This is a genomic window from Oligella ureolytica DSM 18253 (genome assembly GCF_000373745.1).
Lineage (GTDB): Bacteria > Pseudomonadota > Gammaproteobacteria > Burkholderiales > Burkholderiaceae_B > Oligella > Oligella ureolytica.
The window spans coordinates 1-22,652 of the sequence record NZ_KB892305.1 but is presented as its reverse complement, the minus strand read 5'-3'; the positions used below and the strand labels follow the sequence as shown (position 1 = coordinate 22,652).

The 22,652-nt window shown below is 44.5% G+C and carries 23 protein-coding genes; 16 read left to right on the top strand and 7 right to left on the bottom strand.

The window, feature by feature from the left end; genetic code table 11:
• Positions 1-123: 123 nt before the first annotated feature.
• Positions 124-909: an inositol monophosphatase family protein gene (locus tag B092_RS0107730; protein ID WP_026253668.1), complete on the top strand. Its 786-nt coding sequence runs from the start codon at positions 124-126 to the stop codon at positions 907-909.
• 82 nt (positions 910-991) lie between these two features.
• A complete protein-coding gene (locus tag B092_RS0107725; protein WP_018574684.1) occupies positions 992-1,837 on the top strand; it encodes an undecaprenyl-diphosphate phosphatase in 846 nt (281 codons plus the stop codon).
• Positions 1,838-1,850: 13 nt separating this feature from the next.
• Here the strand turns inward: B092_RS0107725 and B092_RS0107720 are convergent, their stop codons facing one another.
• From B092_RS0107720 to B092_RS14705, 3 genes are read right to left on the bottom strand one after another with little or no spacing between them, the layout of a single operon-like run.
• Positions 1,851-2,639: a UDP-2,3-diacylglucosamine diphosphatase gene (locus tag B092_RS0107720; RefSeq protein ID WP_018574683.1), complete on the bottom strand. Its 789-nt coding sequence runs from the start codon at positions 2,637-2,639 to the stop codon at positions 1,851-1,853.
• The gene (locus B092_RS0107715) at positions 2,632-3,249 is read right to left on the bottom strand and encodes a peptidylprolyl isomerase (protein WP_018574682.1); all 618 of its coding nucleotides are present in this window, start codon (positions 3,247-3,249) and stop codon (positions 2,632-2,634) included. The genes B092_RS0107720 and B092_RS0107715 overlap by 8 nt, the downstream gene beginning before the upstream one ends.
• Complete coding sequence (locus B092_RS14705; protein ID WP_018574681.1) at positions 3,250-4,155, bottom strand: tetratricopeptide repeat protein; 906 nt, start codon at positions 4,153-4,155, stop codon at positions 3,250-3,252.
• 88 nt (positions 4,156-4,243) lie between these two features.
• On the opposite strand from B092_RS14705, the gene cysS reads away from it, so the two are divergent.
• From cysS to tilS, 4 genes are read left to right on the top strand one after another with little or no spacing between them, the layout of a single operon-like run.
• Entirely contained in the window at positions 4,244-5,695 is a 1,452-nt protein-coding gene (cysS, locus tag B092_RS0107705; protein ID WP_026253667.1) for a cysteine--tRNA ligase, read from the top strand.
• 1 nt (position 5,696) lies between these two features.
• Complete coding sequence (locus B092_RS0107700) at positions 5,697-6,332, top strand: DNA-3-methyladenine glycosylase family protein (protein ID WP_018574679.1); 636 nt, start codon at positions 5,697-5,699, stop codon at positions 6,330-6,332.
• A 49-nt stretch (positions 6,333-6,381) separates the two neighbouring features.
• On the top strand, positions 6,382-7,344 hold the full coding sequence (locus B092_RS0107695; protein ID WP_018574678.1) for an acetyl-CoA carboxylase carboxyltransferase subunit alpha: 963 nt from the start codon (positions 6,382-6,384) through the stop codon (positions 7,342-7,344).
• Positions 7,319-8,425, top strand: a complete 1,107-nt coding sequence (gene tilS, locus B092_RS0107690) for a tRNA lysidine(34) synthetase TilS (RefSeq protein WP_018574677.1) — start codon at positions 7,319-7,321, stop codon at positions 8,423-8,425. The genes B092_RS0107695 and tilS overlap by 26 nt, the downstream gene beginning before the upstream one ends.
• 35 nt (positions 8,426-8,460) lie before the next feature.
• Here the strand turns inward: tilS and B092_RS13975 are convergent, their stop codons facing one another.
• Complete coding sequence (locus B092_RS13975; protein ID WP_018574676.1) at positions 8,461-9,534, bottom strand: YeiH family protein; 1,074 nt, start codon at positions 9,532-9,534, stop codon at positions 8,461-8,463.
• A 140-nt stretch (positions 9,535-9,674) separates the two neighbouring features.
• On the opposite strand from B092_RS13975, the gene B092_RS0107680 reads away from it, so the two are divergent.
• The 4 genes from B092_RS0107680 (at position 9,675) to B092_RS0107665 (ending at position 12,986) form a co-directional block, all read left to right on the top strand.
• On the top strand, positions 9,675-10,559 hold the full coding sequence (locus B092_RS0107680) for a LysR substrate-binding domain-containing protein (protein WP_018574675.1): 885 nt from the start codon (positions 9,675-9,677) through the stop codon (positions 10,557-10,559).
• Positions 10,560-10,612: 53 nt separating this feature from the next.
• Entirely contained in the window at positions 10,613-11,470 is an 858-nt protein-coding gene (locus B092_RS0107675; protein WP_018574674.1) for an MBL fold metallo-hydrolase, read from the top strand.
• A gap of 243 nt (positions 11,471-11,713) precedes the next feature.
• Complete coding sequence (gene rplS / locus B092_RS0107670; protein ID WP_018574673.1) at positions 11,714-12,091, top strand: 50S ribosomal protein L19; 378 nt, start codon at positions 11,714-11,716, stop codon at positions 12,089-12,091.
• Positions 12,092-12,281: 190 nt separating this feature from the next.
• A complete protein-coding gene (locus B092_RS0107665) occupies positions 12,282-12,986 on the top strand; it encodes an NUDIX hydrolase (protein WP_018574672.1) in 705 nt (234 codons plus the stop codon).
• Between the two features lie 25 nt (positions 12,987-13,011).
• Here B092_RS0107665 and rsgA read toward each other — a convergent pair whose 3' ends face one another.
• Positions 13,012-13,908, bottom strand: coding sequence for a ribosome small subunit-dependent GTPase A (gene rsgA, locus B092_RS0107660; RefSeq protein WP_018574671.1), 897 nt, complete (start codon positions 13,906-13,908; stop codon positions 13,012-13,014).
• The gene (locus B092_RS0107655; RefSeq protein WP_018574670.1) at positions 13,905-15,173 is read right to left on the bottom strand and encodes a M48 family metallopeptidase; all 1,269 of its coding nucleotides are present in this window, start codon (positions 15,171-15,173) and stop codon (positions 13,905-13,907) included. The genes rsgA and B092_RS0107655 overlap by 4 nt, the downstream gene beginning before the upstream one ends.
• A 73-nt stretch (positions 15,174-15,246) precedes the next feature.
• Between B092_RS0107655 and orn the strand changes: the two genes are divergently transcribed.
• Genes orn through B092_RS0107625 form a run of 6 tightly spaced genes read left to right on the top strand, consistent with a single transcriptional unit; the run spans position 15,247 to position 21,131 of the window.
• A complete protein-coding gene (gene orn, locus B092_RS0107650; protein WP_018574669.1) occupies positions 15,247-15,807 on the top strand; it encodes an oligoribonuclease in 561 nt (186 codons plus the stop codon).
• A gap of 23 nt (positions 15,808-15,830) precedes the next feature.
• Positions 15,831-16,274 (top strand): holo-ACP synthase, encoded by a 444-nt coding sequence (acpS, locus tag B092_RS0107645; protein ID WP_018574668.1) that lies wholly within the window; start codon positions 15,831-15,833, stop codon positions 16,272-16,274.
• Positions 16,275-16,309: 35 nt separating this feature from the next.
• The gene (nagZ, locus tag B092_RS0107640) at positions 16,310-17,365 is read left to right on the top strand and encodes a beta-N-acetylhexosaminidase (protein WP_018574667.1); all 1,056 of its coding nucleotides are present in this window, start codon (positions 16,310-16,312) and stop codon (positions 17,363-17,365) included.
• A gap of 41 nt (positions 17,366-17,406) precedes the next feature.
• Positions 17,407-19,236 (top strand): excinuclease ABC subunit UvrC, encoded by a 1,830-nt coding sequence (gene uvrC, locus B092_RS0107635; protein WP_018574666.1) that lies wholly within the window; start codon positions 17,407-17,409, stop codon positions 19,234-19,236.
• A gap of 45 nt (positions 19,237-19,281) precedes the next feature.
• Entirely contained in the window at positions 19,282-19,866 is a 585-nt protein-coding gene (pgsA, locus tag B092_RS0107630) for a CDP-diacylglycerol--glycerol-3-phosphate 3-phosphatidyltransferase (RefSeq protein WP_018574665.1), read from the top strand.
• Positions 19,867-19,886: 20 nt separating this feature from the next.
• Entirely contained in the window at positions 19,887-21,131 is a 1,245-nt protein-coding gene (locus tag B092_RS0107625; RefSeq protein WP_018574664.1) for an MFS transporter, read from the top strand.
• Between the two features lie 148 nt (positions 21,132-21,279).
• Here the strand turns inward: B092_RS0107625 and mltB are convergent, their stop codons facing one another.
• Positions 21,280-22,395 carry a lytic murein transglycosylase B gene (gene mltB / locus B092_RS0107620; RefSeq protein WP_018574663.1) on the bottom strand — a complete coding sequence of 372 codons (1,116 nt, stop codon included), beginning with the start codon at positions 22,393-22,395 and terminating at the stop codon, positions 21,280-21,282.
• Positions 22,396-22,652 lie beyond the last annotated feature (257 nt).

Below are 22,652 nucleotides of genomic sequence, written 5' to 3'. Positions count from 1 at the left end.
GGGTAGGATGTGTTGTCATATTGGAATTTTAATAACTATTACTTGGAAAAGCTAGGCTTTAGTAGCTCAAAATGACGTTGTCATTTAAAATAGTGGTTTTACTAAATTTGTTCTGTAATAACTATGCACCCAATGCTAAATACTGCCGTTAAGGCAGCTCGTCGTGCCGGTAATATTATCAACCGTGCCAGTTTACAACTTGACAGTGTGTCGGTATCAACTAAGGGCCCAGGCGATTACGTCACTGACATTGATCGTATTGCTGAGGACGCAATTATTCAGACCCTGAGTGATGCTTATCCCGATCATGCTTTTGTTGCCGAAGAGTCTGGTGTCACTGGCGGTGAGTCGGATTTTCGTTGGATAATTGATCCCTTAGATGGTACGAAAAACTTTATTCATGGTTTTCCTAATTATGCCGTATCGATCGCTTTGGCCGTCCGTGGACAGATTGAGCAGGCCGTGATTTATGATCCTAATCGCAATGAGTTATTTACTGCCAGTCGCGGCGGCGGCGCTTTTTTAAATGACCGTCGTATACGTGTCAGTCCGTGCCTCAGCTTAGATACAGCGATTGTATGTGTCACCAGTGGTTTTGGTGTACAGCACCCACAAAGCCCGTTTATTACCGATTTAATCACCAAAAGTAATGGCTTCCGACGTCTAGGGAGTACCGTGCTTGAGTTGGCCTATTTGGCAAGTGGTCGTTTAGATGCCTATTGCGGCCTCAAGCAAAATGCTTGGGATACTGCAGCCGGCAGCTTGTTGGTGCTCGAAGCAGGGGGATTGATTGGCGACTTGCAGGGTGAACAGACCTGGATGCGCACGGGTAATGTTCTTGCGGCAAGTCCTAAGATTTTTGCTCAGCTTGTCAAAACATTTAATCCACAGACCGGTTCTGCCGATTAATTTAACTCTTCTTTTTATTAGCCAAGGTCATTAGTAGTGCCTTGGCTACTTCTTAAATTGCTAATACCAAACATCAATTCTTATGGATTTTCTATATCTTCTTAAAGCAGCCATTCTCGGTATTGTCGAGGGGTTGAGTGAGTTTTTACCTATTTCAAGTACCGCGCACTTAATTATTTGGGGAGACTGGCTAAACTTTAACTCCGGTGATGTTAAGGTCTTTGAAATTGTTATTCAGTTTGGCTCTATTATGGCTGTCGTGTGGATTTATAGACACTATATTATCGATGTGATTAAAGGGCTGTTACGATGGGAGATGAAGCAGGTACTGTTTGTTCGGAATCTGTTACTTGCCTTTTTACCTGCCGCTATTATTGGCTTGTTGATTATTGACCAGGTCGCTAAATTGCTAGATGGTAAGTTTATGATCTACGTCTTTACTCTGATCGTTGGTGGTTTCATTATGTTGTGGGTCGAGAGTCGCCCACAGATGAAAAAAGCGAATCAGCTGGTAGATGAAAATGCGCCACCGGGAGAGGGGCTCGATAGCATCACGTGGAAGCAGGCGTTAGTGGTTGGTTTTGCTCAATGTTTAGCTATGGTTCCTGGTACTTCTCGTTCAGGCGCCACCATTATCTCCGGCATGATTGCTGGCATTCCACGTCGTGCAGCCACAGAGTTTTCTTTCTTTTTAGCGATGCCGACTATGTTGGCCGCCACTGTTTTAAGTCTCTATAAATATGGCGATCAGTTAAGTAGTGATAATATGCTAGCGATCGTGGTAGGCTTTGTTTTTGCTTTTATCAGTGCTTTGTTTTTGGTAAAAGCAATCCTACGTTTTGTTTCTAAGCGCAGCTATAAGCCATTTGCTTTTTATCGAATTGTTTTCGGTGTGGTTGTTGGTTTATGGGCAATGGGTTATTTATAAGTCTTATAAGTCGCTAGCTGTTCGGTGGGCTCCAATGATTAATTAATTGGGGCCCATTTTTATTTAAAATAACAAAACCGCTTCGTGGCTTCGAATGATCAAGCTCCCAGTCCGGGAGTACGAGGCGCCAATACGCTTTGCCATCGATATTGAGCTGATGCATTTGAGGGCGGTGGGTATGTCCATGAATCATACCGTCCAGCTCAGGGTATTGTTGATAAATAGCGCGAACAGCACTTTCTGTGACCTCGCCCTTGCTCGTGTCATAAGTGACCGCTGCCTGCTTGCTATTGCTTTGTTTTCTTGCTTTATTGGCTATATTAATGCGCCATGGCATCGGTAATTTAAAAAACAGCTTCTGTAGCCAGGCTTTACGGCTCCACTGTCTAAACAGCATAAAGCCTTTATCGTCGGTGCATAACTCGTCACCATGACTTAAGTAAATTTGTAGGCCATCGACCTCGAGTATTGTCTGTTCTGGTAGTAATGTCGCTCCGATATAGCGAGCAAAGTCATGACCCATTAGAAAGTCACGATTGCCATGAACAAAATATAGCGGCTTGTGCTTGGCAAAGGTTTGTAAGTGTAAAATTGCTTCGGCGAGCCAAGGCTCGGGTTGCCGGATCGCAATATCATCGCCAATCCAGTAGTGAAAAATATCCCCTACTAAAATTAAGCTGTCTGCCTGTTTGGCAGCCTGAGCTAGGAATTGATAAAATGCTTGGTTGGTATGAGGGATAGAGGGCCCCAGATGAATATCTGAGGCCAGGTAAACATTAGCTGTGAGGCTAAGCTTATTCAATGATCTCAGCACTTTCGATGATGATATCTTCGCGAGGTACGTCACCGTGGAAACCGCGTGTGCCGGTAGCTACTTTTTCAATGCTGTCAACAACCTCAGTACCTTCTACGACTTTACCAAATACTGCATAACCCCAGCCTTGGGTTGTCGGTGCAGTAAAGTTTAAAAAGTCGTTGTTATTTGAGTTAATAAAAAACTGCGCAGACGCTGAATGAGGGTCTTGCGTACGAGCCATGGCGATCGTGTACTTATCATTTTTCAAACCATTGTCGGCTTCGTTTTTGATTGGCGCGTTAGTGTTTTTCTCTTTCATGCCGGGCTCAAAGCCACCACCTTGAATCATGAAGTTAGGAATAACACGGTGGAAAATTACGTTAGTGTAAAAACCTTCTTTTACGTAGTTAAGAAAGTTTTCAGTAGTCACAGGCGCTTTTTCACCATCTAACTCTAGAACAATATCACCCTTGTTAGTGATTAATTTAACGCGAGTATTAGACATAGAACTTAAATCCTTTTGATTATCTGTTTGAGAGAAGGCCATGCCTATAGGTGCCATGGCGAGTGTTGCCGCCATTGTTAATGCGACTAAACGGCCTGATTTTAACATCATTTACTTATCTCCTTGTAAAATTTGACGAATCGCCTGTGCTGTTTGGCTTGCTCCGCTAATACGTTGCTTGGCAGCAATATTAAAACTATTGTTTGCTTTGATTAGATGAAGAATTCCCAAGTTGCGCTGCGCTACGCCGTAATTTGGTCTTAGGCTGACAGCCATGGCCAAGGACTCATACGCTTCATCAAGCAAGTTAAGGCGCATTTGCATGGCCGCTAGGTTGTTATAGGGCTCCGGCAATTCCGGGTATTTGCTGATTAACTCTTTGTAATGCTCTAAAGCCTGTTGAGACTGGCCCAAACCGTCATAAGCACGTGCTTCTAAAAAGCGCAGCTGCACATCTTCTCCCGGGTTTTCAATGTAACCTATGCTGCTGAATACAGTGGCGATTTCATCCAGTGCTGCTTGGTATCGCCCGGAGTTAATAAGGCCATTGATGCGGTTGGCGATTTGTGTTCTGGTCTCGGGGAGACTGGTATCAATAGAGGGTTCGAGTTTTTTTAGAAGATTAGCCAAACCCTGCCAGCCACCATCAGCCTCGTCATCCTTTTTCTTATCAAGTATGGGCGGAGTCTGGGTGCCTGCCTCGGGGACTGCATAGGGGTTGCCTGTTGTATTGATCGTATCAATAGGTGTGGCTTGAATTTGGCCATAGGGAGCATTGCTTTGAGTTTGTTGAATTGCGTTCATATCCACTTGATTAAAGATATCAACGCTGAGCTGATCATCTATTGGAATTGCTTCACTTTGTGAGTTTGGAGCGATCAAATGACCACTTTCATTAATCTGAGTAGGTACTTCCGGTAGGTCAGTTAGGGGGATATATTGTGCAAATACGGGAGTGCCGGTACAGCCCAAAGCTAAGGCAAGGGCACATTGGATTTGAATCTTTCTCTTATTCATCAGGATAATACTCAACAGAATGGGCGCTAGATTGCTATACTTAACGATCTTAATTATTCTCCTATTGTATCTTTATTTCTCATAACCTATGTTGATATATAACTCTTTGACACGTCGCAAAGATGAATTGAAGCCTGTTGAACCTAATAAAATCCGGATGTATGTTTGTGGTATGACCGTTTATGACTTTTGTCATTTAGGTCATGCTCGTATGTTGGTGAGTTTTGATGTGGTGCAGCGTTGGTTGCGCTGTCTTGGTTATGAGGTGACTTATGTACGTAATGTCACCGATATTGATGACAAAATTATTCGTCGTGCTGTAGCGACACAAAAGCGCTTACACCAAGTGACGAGCTTTTTTACTGACGCAATGCATGCTGATGAGCGTGCGCTCAATGTCCAGTCTCCTGATCATGAACCGCGAGCTACCCGTCATGTGCAGGGTATGGTCGAAATTATTCAGGCACTTGAGGAAAACGGCTTAGCCTATCAAAGCAGTGATGGTGACGTTAATTTTCGCGTTCGCCAATTTGCCGACTATGGCAAGTTATCCGGTCGCAGCTTAGATGAGATGCGTGCCGGTGAGCGCATTACCGTGTCTGATGCCAAAGAAGATCCGCTAGACTTCGTTTTATGGAAGGCTTCTAAAGCAGAGGACCCTGAGGATTCCAAATGGGATTCACCTTATGGTGTGGGTCGCCCCGGTTGGCATATTGAGTGTTCGGCGATGAGCCGTGATTTGCTGGGAATGCCTTTAGATATTCATGGTGGTGGGCCGGACTTGAAGTTTCCTCATCATGAAAATGAAATCGCTCAATCTGAAGGGGCTTATGGCGGCTCGTTAGCCAATCTTTGGATGCATTGTGGGCCGCTCATGGTAGACGATGACAAAATGTCTAAGTCACTTGGTAACTTCATGACGATTCGCCAAGTGATCGGCACGGATAAAATCAATCCGGAGATTGCAGACTATCAGTATCACAAGCGAGAAGCTGAGATGCTGCGCTTTTTCATCGTGCGTAACCATTACCGCAGTCAACAAAACTTTGCACCAAATAACTTAAACGATGCACAGGTGGCTGTCGACCGCTTTTATCAGGGTCTAAATACGGTTGGTTTTGATGAAGTTGAGATCGATTGGGATAGCTCACATGCTCAAGCCTTTAAAGAGGCCATGAATGACGACTTTAATACGCCGGTCGCTATGGCTGTGTTGTTTGAGATGCTCAATCAAGCCAATCGCGAAAAGGATCGTGCGCTGATGTCACAAATGCGCGCACTGGGCGGCGTGTTAGGTATTTTACAGCATCAACCGGCTGAGTATTTACGTTCATACTCTCGTTATACGCGCTTAGGTCAAACACAAGATAGCGCGGTAGATTTAAGTGATGATGCAATTGAAGCGTTTATCAAGCAACGTACAGAAGCCAAAAACGCTAAAGACTATGCACTAGCCGATCAGATTCGCGAGCAATTAAAGCAAGCGGGTATTGAGTTAGAGGATGTCGCAGGTGGCTTAACCCAATGGCGTAGGATATAGTATGTCGACTCTAGGGGGAAAATTGACCTATTGGGATGATGCGGTTGAGCATTTAAAAGCCAATGACCGTATTCTCAATAAGCTGATTGCCAAGTACGAAGGGGAGTTTTTCCCTGTGAGCAGCCATGAGGCGTTTACTACGCTGGCGAGGTCATTGATTTCAGTACAATCCTCTGCAGCACGCGCAAGCCAAACATGGCGAGATTTAGTGCGCTATTGTGGCAAAAGGCCGACAGTTCAATGTGTTTCTGTCAGGACCATAGAGCAGCTTATGGAGATTGGTATTGCAAGGCGCAAAGCAACAAATTTGATCGATCTTGCAAAACATTTTGAAGCAAAAACCGTTAATCCCGAAAAATGGTCTAAAATGTCGGATCAAGAAGTGATTAATGATTTGTGCCAGATTCGGGGAATTGGTTCTTGGACGGCACAGATGTTTTTGATTTTTAATCTACATCGCCCAAATGTGTTGCCCTTAGAAGATGCAAGACTGCTCAAAGCAGTCTCTATGCATTACTTTGGTGGTGAACCTGTGTCCCGATACGAGATTCGTGAGCTTGCTGATAATTGGGAACCATGGCAGACAGTAGCAACTTGGTATATGTGGCGCAGCTTAGCTGATGGCAGTATCGAATAAAGTTAAAAGTGTATCGCTTACACAGAGCACAAAGGTTTAAAGCAAAAAGATGAAAAATACCTATCTGGAATTTGAAAAGCCAATTGAGGAATTGGAACAGAAAATTGATCAGTTACGCCATATGTCCGGCGACTCTGCCGTCGATATTTCGGAAGAGATCGCTAAGCTCCAGCAAAAGAGCAATGATCTGACTGAATCTATTTATAAAAAATTGACACCTTGGCAGACTGCTTTAGTAGCACGCCATCCTCAGCGCCCGTATACCTTAGATTATATTGAGGCGCTCTTTACCGATTTTCATGAGCTGCATGGCGATCGTATGTATGCTGATGACCCCTCTATTGTAGGTGGTGTCGCTCGTTTCAATGGTGAGCCTTGTGTGGTGATTGGTCATCAAAAAGGTCGTGACACCAAAGAGCGCGCACGCCGTAATTTTGGTATGCCAAGACCGGAAGGTTATCGCAAAGCATTACGTTTTATGCGTCTCGCTGAGAAGTTTGGTCTACCGATTTTTACCTTCATTGATACGCCCGGGGCTTATCCGGGTATTGGAGCAGAGGAGCGCGGTCAATCACAAGCAATCGGGCAAAACCTCTACACCATGGCCGAACTGAAGGTGCCAATTATTGCCACCATTATTGGTGAGGGCGGTTCCGGCGGTGCATTAGCGATCGCGGTGGGTGATGTCGTGCAGATGTTGCAGTATTCCACTTATGCCGTGATTTCGCCTGAGGGTTGTGCCTCTATTCTATGGCGTAGTGCTGACAAAGCACCGGTTGCTGCCGAGGCTTTGGCTATTACTGCTCCTAAATTAGAGCAATTCGGTTTGATTGATAAGGTGGTTGAGGAGCCGGTTGGTGGTGCTCATCGCGATTCAACTATGATGTATCGTAACTTACGCAGAGCCTTATCTGAGTCTTTACGTTCCGTTGCGAGTCTAGACTCCAAGGAGTTAGTAGATCGCCGTCTTGAGCGTCTGATGTCCTATGGTAGCTTCCTCGAGAAAGCCTAAGCAACTTAGTCATGGTGACTATTCTCACTATCCCCAACTAAGCAGTTTTTATGAAGCTAAAGCAACCGGCGTTTTAACTCATTCGCTGGCCGAGCTATTAGCTTCTTTTCAAAAAAAATCATCTCACTACGAAGCAAAGACAAAGCTTGCCGTAGGTCTAAGTGGTGGCGCAGATTCATCGATGCTGCTGGCCACTTTGGCACCACTCGTTCGGCAAGCTAATATCGCTTTACATATCGTTCATATTCATCATGGACTGATGCGCGATGCCGATATCTGGGCCGAGCATTGTCAGGCTTTGGCAGCTTATCTGGGTTTCGAATGTCAGGTCTTGAAAGTTGATGTTGAGCGGCAGAGCGGTTTGGGTGAAGAGGCTGCTGCACGAGTGGCTCGTTATCGTGCCTATAGTCAATATTGCCAAGCACACGGGATTGTTGATTTTATCTTAGCTCATCACTTGAATGATCAGGCTGAAACCTTGTTATTGCGCTTATTACGTGGTACCGGGGTCAAGGGAATGGGTGGTATGTTGAAAACTCACACCTATGGCGGCATTACCTATCATCGTCCTTGGTTGGCAATTGAGCGGCAAGTCATCACGAATGCGGCGGCTGTATTTACTCAGCTGAGCGGTTTTGAGATGATTCGTGATCCCAGCAATTTGGACCCTCGTTATAAAAGAGCTGCCGTGCGTCGCTTATTGATTCCCGGTTTAGATAGCGCTTGGCCGCAATGGAAGCAAAATCTAGGGCGCCATGCTCGTCTTATGTTGGATGCTCAAGCACTATTAGATGAGGTGGCGGAAGCTGATTTACAAACGCTTGATTTAAGAGATGACGCCAAGGACTTTTGTCTGGCTTCATGGCGCAAGTTATCTCTACGTAGACAAGCCAATGTTTTGCGTCATTGGCTGACTTTACATGATGTCCCTATGCCAACGGAGAGACGCATTAACGATTGGTTGCGCCAACTAAGAGAGGTTCATCAATTAGGTTTTGATCGTGGCTTATCTTTTAAGCACCAGCACTGGCTAATTGAGGTGGAGCGTGGCAGGGTGCGACTTTGCTGCGGTGCTGATTAGCCGATTAACTGCTTAACTGACTAAGCGAACAATCACTAAGCGAATAGCAATTGTAGGGCAATACCGGCACCGATCAACCAAGCAAAGACGACTAGCCCTAAGATAAAAGAGCGTGGGCCGGCTGCTTTAAATGTGCCTAACTGAGTGCTTAGTCCGAGTGCGGCCATTGCCATCATCAATAAGATATTATCAACAAATAAAATACTATCCACTAAGCTTTGCGGTAGGGGCAAAATAGAGTTTAGAACAATCATGCCTAAAAACCAGATGGCAAACCAGGGCAGTAAAAAGCGTTTTGACGGGCTGTTTTGCTGCTTAACGCTAGTGTTTCGATTTTTTTTGTTATAAAAAATAAAAGAAATGGCAAATAAAAATGGCGCTAACATGATGACTCGCACCATCTTGGCAAGAATTGCCGTATCAGCCACATCCTCTCCCAGTACTTTACCTATCGCTACTACTTGAGCTACTTCATGGACAGACGAACCAACGTAGACGCCAAATGCTGATGCGCTAATGTAGTTAGTCACCATAGGAAAAAGGATCGGGTAGATGAAAATGGCTAGGGTGCCAAATAGGACGATCACAGTGACTGCTTGGGAGATGGCGGCCGTTTTTGCTTTAGAGACTGATGCCGTTGCCATAATAGCGGCAGCACCACAAATACTACAGCCGGCACCAGTTAAAATACAGGTGTCTTTATCCATTTTCAGTATTTTAGTACCGAAGCAATAGGTCAGTACAAAGGTGGAAATCAGCATACAGGCATCAATAAAGATAGCTTGTAGGCCGAGTGACCAGACCTGTGCGATGGTCAAATGGAAGCCGTACAAAATAATACCTAAACGAAGTAATTTGCTTTTAGCGAAGCTGACGCCTTCCAGTGTTAGGTGTACCGTTTTGTTAAAAAAAGTGTTGCCTACAATCATGCCCAACACAATTGAGTAAATGAGCGGGCTTAAGCCATAGCGCTGGCCGATCCCCATGTCTACCAACATAGTAGATAGCAGCACAATGATCGCAATCAACGCCAAACCCGGCAATAAATTCCTTGTATTGCTGATAAAACCGCTTAGATCGTTATATTGTTTTGTTTGTGCCTGACTCATGTTGGGGAATATAAAAGTAGTAATAAGTAAATTCAATGCTATCAATATTACACTTATTAATAACTTAATAAAAATCAGTAATATAGATATAATCTATCAGTAAAATTGATAAGTAAAAGATTTTGTATCAAAGGACGCTTGTGAAAATTACTTTAAAACAATTAGAGGTGTTCTTGGCTGTTTATCACCAAGGATCGACTGTGGCAGCAGCTGCTCAGGTTTTTTTGTCGCAATCTGCTGTCAGTATGGCGTTGGCCGAATTAGAAAAGCATTTGGATACGACGTTATTCCAACGTGTCGGGAAGCGTTTGCTGCCGACTCAGCAAGCACATATGTTGAACTCTTTGGCGGGTGACATCATGAGGCAGGTAGAGCAGATTGAGTATTTATTTAATCTTAAGGTGGCGCGTTTAGTCATAGGCGCCAGCACGACTATTGGTAATTATCTTTTACCAAAAATGATTCGTGATTTTCAAGTGCTGCACCCGGAAATTGATATTCGTTTAGCTATTTTTAATACAACAGATATTTGTCAGGGCTTACTCAACTATGAGTATGATTTGGGTTTTATTGAAGGAGATAATCCTTTTGTCGAGCTTAAGGCAAGCGCTTGGATGGAGGATGAATTAGTTTTATTTGCTGCTCAGCAGAGTCGTTTTATTAAGGCCGGAGGTGAGTTGTCAAGTGTTAGGGACTTAGAGCAGGTGCCCTTAATTTTACGTGAAACAGGATCCGGCACGCGAACCTTTGTTCAAAAAAACTTACTGCAACACTTAGAAAATACTAATGTGCTGGAGCTGGGTAATTCTGAAGCGATTAAGCAGGCTGTCATCAATGATCTTGGGGTTGGTTGTTTATCCCGTTTTGCATTACAAGATTTGCTTGAATTGAAAAAAATTCAACTCTTGTCAATTGCCGACATGACAGCACTGCATCGGCCCTTATATTTATTAGAAAATAAGAAGAGTGTTCATTCTGAAGCTTATAATAAATTTGTGGATTTTGTGTTTGATTATCGCTTTTAACTTAAACTTAATAAAGTAACGCAGTGATAATCTTACTATAAGGAGAGTTGTTGATGAATGTACAAGAATTTTTCCATGCGGATACAAATACCTATAGCTATGTGGTGAGTGACTCGTCGACTAATCAAGCCGCTATCATCGACTCAGTGCTGGATTATGATCACGCGTCAGGCCGCACCGCAACGACGACAGCTGATCAGATCATTGCTTATGTAAAAGCGCAAGAGCTTGAGGTGGAGTGGTTATTAGAAACTCATATCCATGCAGATCATCTTAGCGCTGCGTGTTATTTAAAAACGCATCTTGGTGGCCGTACTGCTATTGGTGAATATATCACCACGGTACAGCATGTTTTTGGTGAAATATTTAATGCTGACAGCAGTTTTCAGCGAGATGGCAGTCAGTTTGATTACATATTTAAAGAGGGCGACAGCTTTCAGATTGGACAGCTTAATGCGCGCGTCATTCATACGCCGGGCCATACGCCGGCTTGCCTAAGTTATTTAATTGAAAACGCTGTTTTTGTGGGTGATACTTTATTTATGCCGGATTATGGTACGGCACGATGTGATTTTCCGGGAGGTGACGCCGCTACCCTTTATCACTCGATACAAAAGCTGTTTGAATTACCTGATGATACCGTCGTGTATTTATGTCATGATTATCAAGCCAAGGGTCGCGATTACTTTGAGTTTCAATCGACGATTAAAGAGCAGCGCGATAATAATATCCATGTTGGTGCGGGTATCAGCCAAGAAGAATTTGTGAAGATGCGCGTTGAGCGTGATGCGACGTTGTCGATGCCTAAGTTGATTTTACCGTCAGTGCAGCTGAATATGCGTGCGGGTGAGTTTCCCCCGGCAGAGGATAATGGCACAACGTATTTTAAGATCCCTATCAATCGCTTTTGAGTCCTTTGTGTGATTCTTCTATTCGGACTGCTTTACAACAGAGTATTTATAAAGGGCTATTTAATGGGCTCCTATAATTGACAAGCGACTGATTTTAAGGGTAAAATCTTTGGCTTACTCATCCTCTGGCAATTAAATTACATCGGTTTGTAATTTACATGGACCACTCATAGTCAAGCAAGAACAAGAGTGGCATGGAGCATTTTCGTTGCGTATGATGATTTGGATTTTTTGGGGTCCATGATGAATTTAATTCAAACTCTTGAACAGGAAGAAATTCAGCGCCTTACCGAAGGTAAGGAAATGCCTGTATTCGGTCCTGGTGATACCGTTGTAGTAAATGTTAACGTAATTGAGGGTACCCGTAAGCGTACTCAGGCCTACGAAGGCGTGGTTATTGCTAAGCGCAACCGTGGTTTAAACTCTGCTTTTACTGTTCGTAAGATTTCATCGGGTGAGGCCGTTGAGCGTACTTTCCAGTTGTACTCTCAGCAGATCGCTTCAGTCGAAGTTAAGCGCCGTGGTGCCGTTCGCCGCGCTAAGCTTTACTACCTACGTAATCGTTCTGGTAAGGCTGCTCGCATTAAAGAGAAGTTAGTTCGTAAAGTAGTTGCTAAGTAATTTAGTATACTTTTACGATATATTTTTACAAAGCATGTTTTCGGTTTGTCTGGAAGCATGCTTTTTTGTTGAATTGTTGCATCTTTAACTACCATTAAACATTCCTTTCTTCATGTTCATTGCTAAATATCATTTGAGTTATATAATATAAGCTATTGATATTTATTAAATAATTCTAATTATTAATTTAATGAACAAAGCACAAGATCTTTCCAGATCGTCTCCTGATTTTAATCCGCTGACTCAGCCTTCGGAATCCGCCGGTTTTGGCCTGCCTGTGATTGGCAATGATGAATTGCCCGAGTTAATTCAGCGAGCTTTTTCTCCCAAGTATCATTGGCAGGAAGATCATTTTGTTGCACAGTGGAACGCTCAAAAAGAGATAATTAAAAGTAGCTTCATCGAAGCCGGCGTCTTAATCCCCATCGTTGTCAAAGATAATCAAGAGCAGATTGTTTTAACTAAACGCTCCTCAAAGCTTAGAAGCCATCGTGGGCAGATTAGTTTTCCCGGTGGTCGATTTGATAAAAATGATAAGGATCTCGAAGATGCCGCGTTGCGCGAAACCGAGGAAGAGATCGGGGTTGAGCGCTCTAAAATCTCTATTTTTGGTGAAATGCCAATTTTTTATACAGGCACCGGATTTGCGATGAGCTCTTATTTGGGGCGGATGTCTGAGGTATCTAACTTTATGATTGATACCAGAGAGGTTGAAGAGGTTTTTTTAGTACCTCTTAGTTATTTAACTAACCCGAATAATTACCGTCTTTATAAAGCGCCCAACGCCATCTTGCCGTTTAGCTACTATGGGGTCACTTGGGCTAATCACTTCATTTGGGGCGCTACAGCGTCGATTTTACGTAACTTATACCAACGCATTCAGCAAGCACGCTAACCTTAGGTAGTCCTAGGGTTTTAGGCTACCATTTGGTAGCCGCATCATTTTCAGCGATGATGCGCTCATAGAGGGCATAGCGTTCGGGGTGGATCCGACCCTCGTGTAGGGCGCTGGTCACGCCACAACCGGGCTCCCGCAGGTGACGACAATTATAAAAACGGCAGTTTTTTATCGCGTCACTAAACTCCGGAAAGCCTTTGACAATTTCTGTGTCATTTAAATGCAGCAGACCAAAGTTTTGAAAGCCTGGCGAATCGATAAGTGACGCGATCACGTTACCATTTTCCTTGATCTGATACAGCTCAGTCTTAGTCGTGGTGTGGCGACCCGTACCCAGTGCATGGGAGTGCTCTTGGGTGTGAGCCTTGGCCGTCGGCACTAATACATTTAAAATGCTGGATTTGCCCATGGCGCTTTGACCGAGTAGGATGGCCGTCTTTCCTTGAATTTTAGGCAGTAGCTTGGCCGACAGATCTTCCGGTTCGTGAATACTGCATTCAATAACTTCGACATCAAGATCTTGATATTGCTTTAACCTGGCACGTGCTTCTATGGCACCTTGCTCCAGATCGACTTTATTTAAAATAATGTAGGGTTCAAGGCCTTCGTTCCATGCCGCAGTGAGGGCACGACCTAATAAATCATCAGAAAACCTAGGCTCTACTGCTGTAATTAGCAATAAGATATCTACGTTTGCAGCAAATTGCTTACTGCGCATCTCGTCACTACGATAAAGTAGGTTTTTGCGTTCAAGTACTTTTTCTATGCGGGCTTCATTGTCGCCTTGGGGAGAAATTTCCACATAATCACCGACGCATATCCCTGTCTTTTTGCCACGAGTATAGCAATGCCATAATTGCTCTTCGACTCGTGCTACATAATGTCTCCCGTGCGCAGAGATAATGCGTCCTTGCATCATACGCCAGCTCCCTTAAGACCCTTAAGGTGTTGAATGCGAATCGTAGCGGGTGGGTGACTATCGTAATAAGCTGAAAATACCGGATCCGGCGTCAGCGTGCTGGCATTGTCATCATATAACTTGACCAAGGCAGAGATGAGGTTATTAGCATCACTGTGCTTAGCGGCAAAGGCGTCTGCTTCAAATTCATCGCGGCGTGATAGTCGACTATTGACTGGTGTTAGCCAAAAAGTAAACGTGGGTAAGACCAAGGCAAATAGTACCAAGGTCAGTGCATGATAAGCGCTATGTTCCGGAAGTGTGACACCTAAGCCACCGTAAAACCAGCTTTTATCACTGACATAGCCAAGCACAGCAAAGAAAATAAAGCTGCCGATCACCATGGTGGCAAGGCGTTTAATGATGTGCTTGTGCTTGAAATGCCCTAACTCGTGAGCCATAATGGCCTCAATTTCACTGGCTTTGAGTTTGTTTAGTAACGTATCAAAAAAAACAATGCGGCGGTTTTTACCAAAACCGGTAAAAAAAGCATTGCCATGGGAGCTGCGCTTAGAACTGTCCATCACAAATAGACCGCTCAGCTCAAAATCACAACGCTTAGCTAAGTGTTCAATCTTATTTTTGACATCGCCTTCTTCGAGTGGGGTAAATTTATTAAATAAGGGCATTAACCAAGTTGGCGCAATGTACATCATCACCGCCATAAAGCCTAATACCACCAACCAAGCCCATAGCCACCAGAGTTCGGTAGTTTGCATAAGGTATAGAATAGCGATAAGTAGAATGCTGCCTAAGACCAATGACAATAGCAGATTAGTCGCGGTGTCTTTAACAAATAGGCCGGCAGTCATGCGATTAAAACCGTATTTTTGTTCAAGTCTAAAGGTTTTGTAGATAGAAAAGGGTAGGCTTAACGCACTTAAGAGGATCTGAACCACTATGATAAAAACTAAGGACTTAATCAGCGAGGGCTCTGTGTCTAAGCTAAAGGCTCGAAATAGCCAATTGATACCACCTAAGATAGTAAAAGCTAATAGAATAAGCACATCATAAAAAACCTCAATCTGACTTAATCTTAAGCGCTCTAAACTATAACGTGCAGCACGCTGATGACTCTTGAGGCTGATGCAATCAGCAAACTCCTCAGGCACTGTGAGGGCATGCTTAGAGATATGGCGGATTTGGCGAATATTTAGCCACGTACGGATACCAAAATCCAAAATAATTAAGGTAATAAATAAAAATGTAAAATGAGGTGCTTGCATAGGGCTCTGTATAAACAATATATCTGTGCGACAATACTAGGTAAACATTATATTAAATCAAAAGGAAGTAGTTATGGCGTCAAGAGACCTTCGTTTAGTTTGGTTAGATATGGAGATGAGTGGTTTAGATCCCGAAATTGAACGAGTGTTGGAAGTGGCTGTGGTAGTAACAGAGCCGGATTTAACTGTGGTGGCCGAAGGACCGGTGATTGTTATTCATCAACCGGATACCGTACTGGACGCCATGGATGAGTGGAATACCACGACTCATGGGCGCACCGGTTTGATCGAGCGAGTTAAGACATCAACAACTACTGAAGCTGAAGCCGAGAAGCAATTGATTGAGTTTTTGAGCCAGTATGTTAATAAGGGTACTTCGCCGCTGTGTGGCAATACAGTGAGTCAAGACCGTCGCTTTATGTTTAAGTATATGCCGGAATTTGAACGCTTTTTCCATTATCGCAATCTTGATGTAAGTACGTTAAAGGAATTGGCTAAGCGTTGGCACCCGGAGGTCTATCGTGGTGTGGTCAAAAAAGGGCGCCATGAGGCTTTAGCTGATATTTATGAGTCTATCGAAGAGTTAAAGCATTATCGTGACAACTTTTTAAGATTAGCTCAAGACAGTAAGTAGTTTATTCGAGCAGAGGTTAGCCTATGATTGCCCCGACAATATTAAACCCTCAACAGACACCAGTGGCGTCTGCGATCGCTGGGATTGGTACGGATTTAATTTACATCAGTCGTATTCAAAAGGCGTTCGACCGTCATGGGGAGCGTTTTTTAAAGCGTATCTTAGGGGCCGGTGAAAGAGAAAAGTTTCAACGACGCTACGATCGTGATCCGCATCGCGGGATCACCTTTTTAGCAACACGTTTTGCTGCCAAGGAGGCCTTTTCCAAGGCCATCGGACTCGGGATGCGTATGCCGATGCATTGGTCCGCTATGCAAACACTCAATGCACCGAGTGGTAAGCCCATGGTTGTTTTGACCGGGGAATTGAAGACTTGGTATGAGGCGCGTTTTGGCGAAGCACATGTATCCCTAACCGATGAATCAGACTTAGCGATGGCTTTGGTGATTGTTGAGCGTAAACAGTAGGCAAGATTATTTTTAAATGGATTTTAAGGCAGGTTATGTCATCAAATAATAAAAAATTAACAATGAGTTTAGGCCCGGTTATGGTGGATGTAGAGGGATTGTGTCTACAGAGTCATGAGATTGAGCGTCTAAAAAATCCTTTAGTAGGGGCAGTGATTTTGTTTGCTCGTAACTATCAAGATCCTAAGCAGTTGACTGAATTATGTCGGCAAATTCATGACGTCCGTGAGGAACCTCTGTTGATTGCCATTGACCATGAAGGTGGGCGGGTGCAGCGCTGCCGTACAGAGGGCTTTACTCATTTACCGGCCATGAGAAAATTGGGTGAAATATGGGATATAGACCCCGATAAAGCTTTGCTTTTAGCTCGTGAGGTGGGCTATGTGTTAGCGGCAGAATTGAGATCGTGCGGAGTGGATTTTTCCTTTACGCCGGTATTGGATTTGGATTATGGGGCGAGTGAGGTCATAGGTGACCGTTCATTCCATCAGGACCCTGATGCCGTAGCTGCACTTTCTGATGCGCTTATTGATGGTTTGGCCGAAGCTGGTATGGCTGCTTGTGGCAAGCATTTCCCGGGGCATGGTTTTGTTGAAGCAGATTCACATGTGGCGATACCGGTTGATACGCGTGAGTTTGATGAGATTTGGGAAAGTGATATTAAACCCTATGTGGCCTTGGGGCATTTAAAATTGCCGTCGCTGATGCCGGCCCACGTTATTTACGAAAAGGTCGATTCAATGCCAGCCGGTTTCTCAACTTTTTGGGTTCAAGAAGTGCTGCGTAAACGTATGGGGTACCAAGGGATGGTGTTCTCTGATGACCTGACGATGGAAGGTGCTTCTGTGGCCGGTTCGATTGTCGACAGAGCGAATGCTGCTTTTACGGCAGGTTGCGATATGGTGCTGGTGTGTAATCGACCTGATTTAGCTGATGAATTATTGGCACAGTTGACGCACCAAATGAGTGATGCATCACTTCAGCGTCTCGCTAATTTAGTACCCAACGATTTTTCAATGAATTGGCAGCAATTGCATAATGAATCTCGCTATGTCAAAGCCAGACAATTGTTGGAGCAGTTAGAAGACTAAACTGCTTTGTGGTGTATTGTTATTTTGCTTAGATAAAAAGTATGAGTTCTGAGTCAGCATCGTTTGATATCCAACGTTTTTTAAAAGATTTACCTAATCTGCCGGGCGTTTATCGTCATATAGCGGCTGATGGGGAGGTTTTGTATGTCGGCAAAGCCAAGGATTTAAAAAAACGAGTATCTCAATATTTTCAAAAAAACTTGCAAAGCCCACGTATCGCTCATATGGTCGCGCGCGTTGCAAATATAGAAATCACCATTACTGACTCAGAAGCCGAAGCGTTAATATTAGAAAATAATCTCATTAAACGCTTATTGCCTAAGTACAATATTTTATTCCGCGATGATAAGTCCTATCCTTATCTGATGTTTACAGATCATGAATCGCCGCGGATGGTTTATTACCGTGGTTCGACCAACAAAAACGGTCATTTTTTTGGCCCTTATCCCAATGCTTGGGCTGTGCGGGATACGATGCAGTTATTGCAGAAAATATTTCGCTTAAGGACCTGTGAGGACAGCGTTTTTTCTAATCGTTCCAGACCCTGCCTGCTTTATCAAATTCAACGCTGTTCTGCTCCTTGTGTCGCTTTAATTTCAAAAGAAGAGTATCAGGCGGATGTGGAGCATGCCGTTAAGGTCCTACATGGTGAATCTAAGGAGGTACTTGGTAAGCTGGAAGATAAGATGTTAGAGGCGTCTAATAAGTTGCAGTTTGAGCGTGCGGCGATGTTTCGCGATCAGATGAAGTCCCTAGCAAGCTTGATGCAACAGCAAGCCATGGAATCAAGCGATGAAAGCGATGTGGATATCATTGCGGTAGAGCAGTACGATGGCAATTACTGCGTCAATCTGGCGATGGTCAGAGCGGGGCGCCATTTGGGAGATAAGCCGATCTTTCCTACGCATATCAACGGTGATGAACCTGGTGAGGTACTTGCCGCCTTTGTGGCCAGTCACTATCTCGAACATCAATTGCCTCCGGTGATTGTGAGCTCTCATGTGCTGCCTGACCCTGAGCTTTTACTACTCTTGCGACAAGAGGGTAGCGCACGAACCCAAGTCCTTACAAGACCGGCCGGGGTGCGTAAAAACTGGTTAGAACAAGCTCAACGTAATGCGCAAATTGCGTTGCAACGGCGTTCTGCTGAGGCAGGCCAGATGCAGGAGCGCACACAGGCTTTAGCTGAGCTATTAGCGTTGGATCTAGGCCCGGATGCTTTAGCGCAGTTACGCATTGAGTGTTTTGATATTAGCCACAGCCATGGGGAAGCGACGCAAGCCTCCTGTGTGGTCTATCAGAGTCATACGATGCAGCCATCGCTCTATCGTCGTTTTAATATTGCCGGTATTACCGGTGGAGATGATTACGCTGCTATGCGACAGGTCTTGCAACGACGTTATGCCCATGGTGATGAATCGGCATCGATGCCTGAGATTGTGTTGATTGATGGTGGCAAGGGGCAAGTTGAAGTCGCTCGTCAGGTTTTTACGGATTTGGGCTTGGATATTTCGATGATTGTCGGCGTGGCTAAAGGGGAAGGGCGTAAGGTCGGTTTAGAAACGTTGATTTTTGCTGATTCTCGACCTCCCGTGGAGTTGGGTCTAAGTTCGAAAGCTTTATTGTTAATTGCACAAATTCGTGATGAAGCGCATCGTTTTGCTATCACCGGAATGCGTAGTAAGCGGGCAAAAGCAAGAAATGTTTCTCGTTTAGAAGAGATCGAGGGCGTTGGACCGAAGCGCCGTCAGCGGCTCTTAGCTCGCTTTGGCGGTTTCAATGGCGTCGTTAATGCAACCGTTGATGAGCTGGCGTCAGTCGAGGGTATTTCTGTACAAATGGCACAGCGTATTTACGATGCGTTACGTTAGATACTTTTGGTGTGAATTAATCTATTCGGTGGTAATATAGCTGCTATGAAATCAATGAACTTACCCATTATTCTTACTTGGCTCAGGATTGCTATTATCCCACTATTCATCGGCTTGTATTATTTGCCGTTGGATGGCGTTAGCGTCATTGTGCGAGATTGGCTTGGAGCCATTGCTTTTGTTGTTGCGGCAATTACCGATTGGTTAGATGGTTATTTAGCGCGTCGTTGGAATCAGACATCAGCTTTTGGTGCGTTTTTAGACCCCGTCGCCGATAAGCTGATGGTTTGTGCGGCTTTATTGATTCTGTTGGATTTAGGTCGAGTTGAGTCTTATATCGCGCTGATTATCATAGGTCGTGAGTTAACCATTTCTGCCTTACGTGAGTGGATGGCGAGTGTGGGTGCACGTAACAGCGTCGCCGTAAATTGGCTGGGTAAGTTTAAAACAGCAGCGCAAATGGCAGCCATTCCCTGTCTCATGATTTATCAAACTGTGCTTGGTGTAAATTTAATCATTGTAGGTAATGTGCTGATACTAATTGCGGCCTTTCTTACATTGTGGTCAATGACCTACTATTTAAGTAAGGCATGGCCAACACTTAAAAATGCAGATAAAAATAAAATGTGACCTGTACTCTAGGAGGGCAGATGGGCGTTGTTGTAAATAATAAATTATCAGTACGGCGCATTTTGCTCTGCGGTGGTTTGATCGTGACATTATCCATAGGAATCCGTCATGGTTTCGGTTTATGGTTGTTGCCAATTAGCCAAGCCCATGGTTGGGAGCGAGAGGTGTTCTCTTTCGCTATTGCGGTGCAGAACCTTGTTTGGGGCATCGTAGGTATTTTTGTCGGTATGCTGGCTGACCGCTATGGTGCTTTTAAGGTGATTCTTCCGGGGGCGCTTTGCTATGCTTTGGGTCTTTTAGGAATGGCCTATACGACCACGCCCCTTATGTTTGTTTTGACTGCCGGTGTGGTTTTGGGCACAGCTCAAGCGGCGACGACTTATCTCATTGTTTTTGGGGTTATTGGTCGTCATATCAGCGCCAATAAGCGCTCTTGGGCGATGGGTGTTACCTCGGCAACCGGCTCGTTTGGGCAGTTTATGGTGCTGCCGATTTCCAATGCATTAATTAGCCAGAGTGGGTGGCAAAATGCCTTAGTTATTTTAGCGCTATTTTCTTTAGTGATTATTCCTCTTGCCTATTTGCTTAGAGAGCATATTAGTTGGAATACCACAGACAGTGCGGATACGAGTGATACAGAAAGAGACCAGAGCATTAAAGATGCAGTTAAAGAGGCCTTGGGCTATCGTAGTTTTGTCTTGTTAGTGTTAGGCTATTTTGTTTGTGGCTTTCAGGTGATTTTTATCGCCGTACATTTGCCCGGTTATATAAAAGACAATGGTTTGGGTCCCGAGGTTGGCAGCATATCTTTAGCATTGATTGGTTTATTCAATATCTTTGGCAGTTATTTAGTCGGTTGGTTGGGACAACGCTATCAGAAACGCCACCTCTTAGTCGGGATTTATGCCTTGCGTGGAGTGATCATTGTCCTGTTCTTGATGATTCCAATGAGTGCGCTGAGTGTGTATTTGTTCTCAATGGCGATGGGTTTTCTGTGGCTATCCACGGTGCCGGCAACCAATGCGATTATTGCTCAAATTTTTGGGATTCGTCATTTGTCCATGCTTGGAGGCATTGCCTTCTTTAGCCATCAGGTTGGCTCTTTTTTAGGCGTTTGGATGGGCGGCGCCTTTTATGATAGATTTGGTAATTATGACCTCATGTGGATATTATCCATTCTCTTGAGTGTTATGGCTGCCTTAGCAAACTGGCCTATTGTCGAACGGCCGATTAAGAGAGATAAGGCGCCGGTACTAGCCCATTAACTAATTGAATGGACTAACATAATGCGTATCATATTGGCTTTTGTCGCCATTTTTGTGCTGCTTTTGGTTTTTTCAATGTACTTAGATCCGACCTTCTGGATGAATGTGTCGGATCTCGTTTGGTCTTGCTTTTAGCGTTGAGTGCTTGTTATTTTAAGGTCTGAGCAAAATCAGCGACGGAGGCCGCGTAAAAATAGCTGTTGTTGTATTTAGTGATGGCAAAAAAGTTTTGTGTCGCAATGCGATATTCATTTCTACCCTGACTTTCATCCATCAAATTGATGACGCCTAAATTACGGCCATTTTTCCAAGAAGCAGTACCTGAACCGCTGCGAGCCCCATGCTTTTCCAACTCTTGCCAGGTTAATGTCGGTTCCAATCCTTTACCTTCTACAGCTGCCGGGTTAGCCGGTAGGCTCGCAGGAGCAAAGACCGGCATATCGCGTTGCCACCCATGTTTAACCAAGAAGTTAGCGACGGAGTGTATCGCATCTTTTTCGCTATTGCGTAGATCAATCCGACCATCATTATCACCATCAACTGCATAGTACATGATACTAATTGGCATAAACTGTGGTAGACCGGTTGCTCCGGCAAACGAGCCTAGCTCCGTGTGGGCATTGATTTTGCCTTGGTGATCGAGTTTGATCAAGGCGGCTAACTGATTACGAAAAGACTGATGTCGATCCGGACGGTTGGGATCAGGGTGGTAAAAGCCCAAGGTATATAGTGAGTCTAATAACTTAAAACTACCCATGTAATTACCATACACAGTTTCCACCCCAATAATACTACCGATAATTTCTGCAGGCACACCATATTGCTGTTCTACCTCGGCTAGCGTAGAGGCATTTCTTTGCATAAAGCTTTTGCCACCACGTATACGGATAGGATCCATGACTTGCTTTCTGTAGGTGGTCCAGGAACGCTTGACCCTGCCGTTGGTGTTGGGAGCCATGAGGCGCTGGGTTTGGCTATTGATTTGTGCGGAGTTCACCAGGCCTGCAACATGGGCTACGGGCACATTGTAGCGTTGGGACACTTCCTCTATAAATACTGTTTTGTTAGCGCTTAACGGGCGGCGTTCTAAATCGGCACTCAAAACTTCAAGATTTGGAAGCTCATTGCTTGCTGTATCAGTCGCTATTTGATGGCTATCAGGTTGGGGGTTAAGATTGGCTGTAGATAGATCAGAGCTAGTACTGGCGCAGGCGGTTAAACTAAGTAAGGAGACAATCGTTAGTAATGTGTTTGAGGGTTTCATCAAGATGTTGCGCGAGATACCCCGTCATTTATGGCGGGGAGGGATAGCGCGTTGGCGTAAGCCAACCTTGTTCTCGCTTCTCCGTAGTTAATTGCTATCCGTTCTAAGTGAATATCCGTAGCCATCGCCCCGTTGAATCAGGGTACAGTAGCGATNGCTAATGCCTTGTATCAAACTTTGGGCGGTTTGGATGTTGAAACTGCCCGAGGCTCTAACGGCAACACGGCCTACATAGGTGCCGATTTTTTTGCCTTGAG